General features: G+C 26.7%; 5 protein-coding genes and 1 tRNA gene. All 6 read right to left on the bottom strand.

Translation table 11 applies throughout. From position 1 onward, the window contains the following. Positions 1-318: 318 nt before the first annotated feature. Positions 319-1,026, bottom strand: coding sequence for a hypothetical protein (locus BM384_RS15665; protein WP_090014993.1), 708 nt, complete (start codon positions 1,024-1,026; stop codon positions 319-321). Position 1,027: 1 nt separating this feature from the next. Further along, a complete protein-coding gene (locus tag BM384_RS15660; RefSeq protein ID WP_090014991.1) occupies positions 1,028-1,663 on the bottom strand; it encodes an ATP-binding cassette domain-containing protein in 636 nt (211 codons plus the stop codon). A gap of 26 nt (positions 1,664-1,689) precedes the next feature. Next, entirely contained in the window at positions 1,690-2,430 is a 741-nt protein-coding gene (locus tag BM384_RS15655) for a zinc metalloprotease (RefSeq protein WP_090014989.1), read from the bottom strand. Next, positions 2,411-3,355: a YydG family radical SAM peptide epimerase gene (locus BM384_RS15650; RefSeq protein ID WP_090014987.1), complete on the bottom strand. Its 945-nt coding sequence runs from the start codon at positions 3,353-3,355 to the stop codon at positions 2,411-2,413. Before BM384_RS15650 ends, BM384_RS15655 begins: the two co-directional genes overlap by 20 nt. Positions 3,356-3,853: 498 nt before the next feature. After that, positions 3,854-4,264: a hypothetical protein gene (locus tag BM384_RS15640; protein WP_090014984.1), complete on the bottom strand. Its 411-nt coding sequence runs from the start codon at positions 4,262-4,264 to the stop codon at positions 3,854-3,856. Between the two features lie 373 nt (positions 4,265-4,637). Further along, positions 4,638-4,712 (bottom strand) — tRNA-Arg (locus tag BM384_RS15635). Positions 4,713-4,850: the final 138 nt, after the last annotated feature.

The raw sequence follows: 4,850 nt of genomic DNA, 5'->3' as shown, positions 1-4,850 counted from the left end.
TTTGGTATCATAATTTAATTTTACCAAAAAATCGCTGTAAGTTTAATGCCTACAGCGATTTTCTTTTTAGGAGAGTTTTTTTACATCCCCTTTTACTTAATTTTATATGGTACCCCCAGTAGGAATCATTTAATAGAACATTTCACGACTAGATATTCAATAAAATCCTCGTAAAACGCTATATCTCTAGTTATATTTATAGTTATTTATAATTGTATAAATTTATAAAAACACATAAATATTAATCAAATGGCAACTTTTTGGGCAACTTTTTATTTTATCACATTATACTTCTTAAATATTATATGATTATCCTCCTTATATGCCATTTCTAATCCATCTCTTTTTTAGAATACATACAGTGGCAAAGACTATAACAAATAAGCCTAAATTATACAAACAGCTTTTCCAAATTGCTAAATATTCTGTGCCACCTGTCTGAAGATATTGTTCTAGGTTTTTATATAAAATATTTGAAGCATCAAAATAAGCAATCAAATGCTGTGCAGGTAGTATAGTTAATAAGATAATTGAAAAAATCCATATAAATAGATTTGCACAAAATGCAACGATCATATTCTTAAATAAAAATCCTAATAGTAATGCTATTAAAATTACGTATATAATAGCATTTTCAAGATAACTAAACATTATAAAAAACTTTGAAAAATCTCTAAACATAGCACATGATATAGCTACTGCTAGAAATATTGAAATTGAAAACCATAAAATCAGTACTCCCAACTTACGTAAAAAATACTCTTTAGCATCAATATCAAATAGTTTATAAAACAATGTATTCTTTTCTCTATAATCTAAACTTATTGAATAAATAATTATTATTGAAAAAAATAACATTCCAAACTGTGTAAATACAGTATAAACACTAAAGAAAAACTGATTTAAAGTTACATCTTCAATTTTATCAATACTAACTAAGAGAATATATCCTAATATAAATGCTAACATTACAGTTGAAATACAGAACAGAAACACCTTATTATTTATAGTACGCTTAATTTCCATTTTAAACACCTCCCTTTACATATGCAGAGATTATGTTATCTTTAGAATCAAATTCTTGAATCTTTCTATCATTAAATAAATAATACTTTCCTGGCATATATTCAACATCTGATAAATTATGAGTTATATTTATACAAGTAACATCATTATCTTTAACAAAATCATTCAAAAAACTATACACTTCTAGACAACTTTTTTTATCTAATGCAGATGTAAATTCATCTAATATTATTACCTTTGGTAACGGCATTAAAAAGCATAATAGCTTAATTTTTTGTTTTTGTCCATCACTCATCTTCTTAATTTTTATCTCTTTAGATATACTATCAAGTTTTAATAATTTATAAAAATAATCTATTCTTTTTTTATCAAACTTCTTTTCTAATATTTTTATTATATCTGGCAATTTAAAATCTAATGGAACATTACTATAACTACTAATTACTATAGGCGAATCTTCTATATCTTCTACTATTCCTGTATATGGAATCATACCAACCATAGATTTAGCAAAACATGATTTTCCAACCCCATTACTTCCTAACAAATGATTCATTACTTTATTCTCAAAAGAAATACTTAAATTATCTAAAAGTATTTTATTGCCAACTTTTAAAGAATAATTTCTAAGCCTCATATTATCATCCCTTTCCCCATAACTTATTATAAAATATCTATTATTAATTTCACAAAATAAATAGCTGATAATATAATATTTCCATACCCTATCATCTCTATAAATTTAGAGTTATATATCTTGTCCTTTTTTTCATTATACATAAACATTGCTAACATAACCTTATATCCATCTGAATTTAAAACTGGAACAACATTCATGATTATTCCTAATACAAAAAATTGACTTACAGCCAAAATCATATTTAGTTTAAAAATATATGTAAATATCAATATTCCACCATTAACTATCACATTTGCAAATATTCCAGCTGAATGAACAATTACTTTTTCTTCTCTTGATAACATATAAACATCATTCATTCTTACATATATTGATGGAAATATATAATTCATCTTCATTCCAACCTTATCTACCTTTTTTCCAAACACTTTTAACGCTATTATATGAGCTCCTTCATGTGCTATTACATTTATTAATGTATAAGCAAAAGATATTCCAATAAAGAGTAATTTATTATTAATACTAAAAGTAGGACATATGAATAAAAACATTAAATTTACTATAAGTAACGATAGCAATACTAGTAAATAAACTATAAAGAAAGTCTTGCTAACTCTAGATAAATATTTTTTCCATTTAATATTTTTAAAAAGCTCCGAATATTCAGCCTCGTAATACTTATTTAAAGTTTTATCCTTAACAGCTATTACATTATCACTTTTTAACATTTCATATTTATCGTCTTCAAACTTTTGATAATACATTTTGATAATACTCTTTCATATCTTCATATAATAAATTCATTACATAATCATCTTTAAATAAATCTGCACACAATTCACATGATGATATATATTTATCTTTAAATTTATTATACCCCTTTTCCCTGCATTTCCCAACAAACCATTCAGGACCCTCTTTTTTTATGATATATATTAAAAGATTAGAATGAAATTTCTTATTTAATGCTTCTAAACTATACTCTCTAATTGATCCTAAACGTAATTTAGTATCAAATACCAAAGGAGAACAGCAAGGATATACATATCCATCATGATGAATTACCATCCCAGATGATGGTTCAGAGCACTTCTTAGGCTTATTTATATCTAAACTATAATAAAAAGTAGATTTATCTAATTCTTTAGCCGCATTGCCTACAGGTGCAGCTGAGAATCTGGTAACTGCAACACCTAACAAGCTATCATTTAGCTTTTCTAATACTTTATTACCTGTATTTACTTTAGTTACAGTAGTATTTATTGCAACTCTAATAGGAAATTGCACACATGCTGTTAGTATATTTTTTATATTATCAATAGGTATATATTCATTATGAAATTCATCACAACTAATAGTTAAAATTCGTAATCCTAATTTACATAACTTTTTAATTTTCTTAAATGCAACTTCATAAGAAGTTCCCCAAAATCCATTTGTTATACAAGTTACAGTTTTACCACTATCTGAAATAGCTTTAATAACCTTAAAAAGCAACTCTTCGTATAAAAAAGGCTCACCTCCAGTTATGGCTATTTCATTTATTTCATCATTATTAATTCCATAATTTACAGCATTCCATATTTCTTCTTCTTTCAACTCATCTGTTCGGTTAGGAGCACAAGAAAAACAACAATGTTTACATTCTGCCGTACATTTGCTTGTTATATTTATAGTTAAATTTTTCACCCAAAACCCTACCTCTCTAAAATGTTTATATAGTGACCATTTATACTTATTTAACTGCTAATTAATTAGCTGATCCAGCTATCCATCCTGATGATGCTGATTTTATAAAATACCATAAATCATCTAAATTTTCTAGTTCCTTAAAACTATCGCTTATGTTCTCTACTTCAAATTGATTACTTAAAATATCTTTTTTGTTTCTTCATTTCTCTTCATAACAATCACCTATCCCCTTATTGTTTTGTATAAACGGTCACACTTAAATAATACCACTTTTGTAACTTTATGTTAATTTTTTCAAGCAATTCTTTCTTTTGTATTTTTATTGATTTGTTATTATTTTTCTCTAAAACAAGAATAAAAAAATAATTATCCACTCACATCTTATCCACATTCAACTAACTTATTAACTAACTTAGTTAATAAGTTAGTTAGTATAAATAAAAGGGGCTCTGAAGCCCCTTTTTATCAATAGAATATTATAATTAAATTTTACTTTTATTTTAATCGTTCTTTTAATTCACTATCTGCATATGAATTTTTAACATAAGCAATACCTTTTAATCTTGCCTTTTCATATACCTCAAGAAATTCTCTTCTTCTTTCCTTAGGTACAAAATCAACTATTGCTTGTGCATTCAAATAAGATGAAGTTGCACTCATAATCGCACCTTTTGCTGAGATTGCTGCCAAGCGCTCTACTTGTGGTTTTAATATTGATCTTAGTCTTTCTTCAATAATTTCAGCCACTAAATTGATATTATCATTAGATACTTGTATTTGTAAACCCTTATCACAAAGTTCCCTTACTGCTTCCGAGAAATTATATCCCTTAATTTCTGCAAATCTATTTATATCTTCTATCTGTTTACTTGTAAACCTCACCTGCTTTTGTAACGAAATAGCCAATTATAACACTCTCCCATCTTTGATATTTACTATTCTTTTATTTATTTTATCAATTAACTGTAACTCAATTACAATATCTTTTTTGCTATTTATAACACATCTATTAAATAAGTATTTTCAAGGCTTTGCCTTGAAGTTGTAGTTCAAACGTAGTGCTATCTTATCCTGACCCTTTTATGAAAGGGGAAAACTTAATACTTTAATTTAATCTACATTATATGCTCCATTTAAAACTCTACATACAGTTGCCCTGCTCCATCCAGATTCCTTTTCTATTTTGCTATAGCTAATCCCTTCCTTAGCCTTTAATGTCCCTTTTTATCAAAATAAAAACGGCTTAACCCTTACGGTTAAGCCGTTTCTTATTCCTATATGGTACCCCCAGTAGGAATCGAACCTACATCTATCCCTTAGGAGGGGATTGTTCTATCCATTTAACTATAAGGGCATATTTAATTATCTCATATATAAAATTTTATTATACTTAATTTCAGATGTCAACTTTTCATCTAGAATAATCTAGAATCGAGTAGGAGGTAATCAATTATTTTGATTACCGACCTCTCACACCACCGTACGTGCCGTT

Source organism: Clostridium sp. DSM 8431 (genome assembly GCF_900116755.1).
In the GTDB taxonomy this organism is placed as follows: domain Bacteria; phylum Bacillota; class Clostridia; order Clostridiales; family Clostridiaceae; genus Clostridium.
Note: the sequence above shows the minus strand (reverse complement) of the source record. Positions and strands in the feature narration are given on the sequence as shown.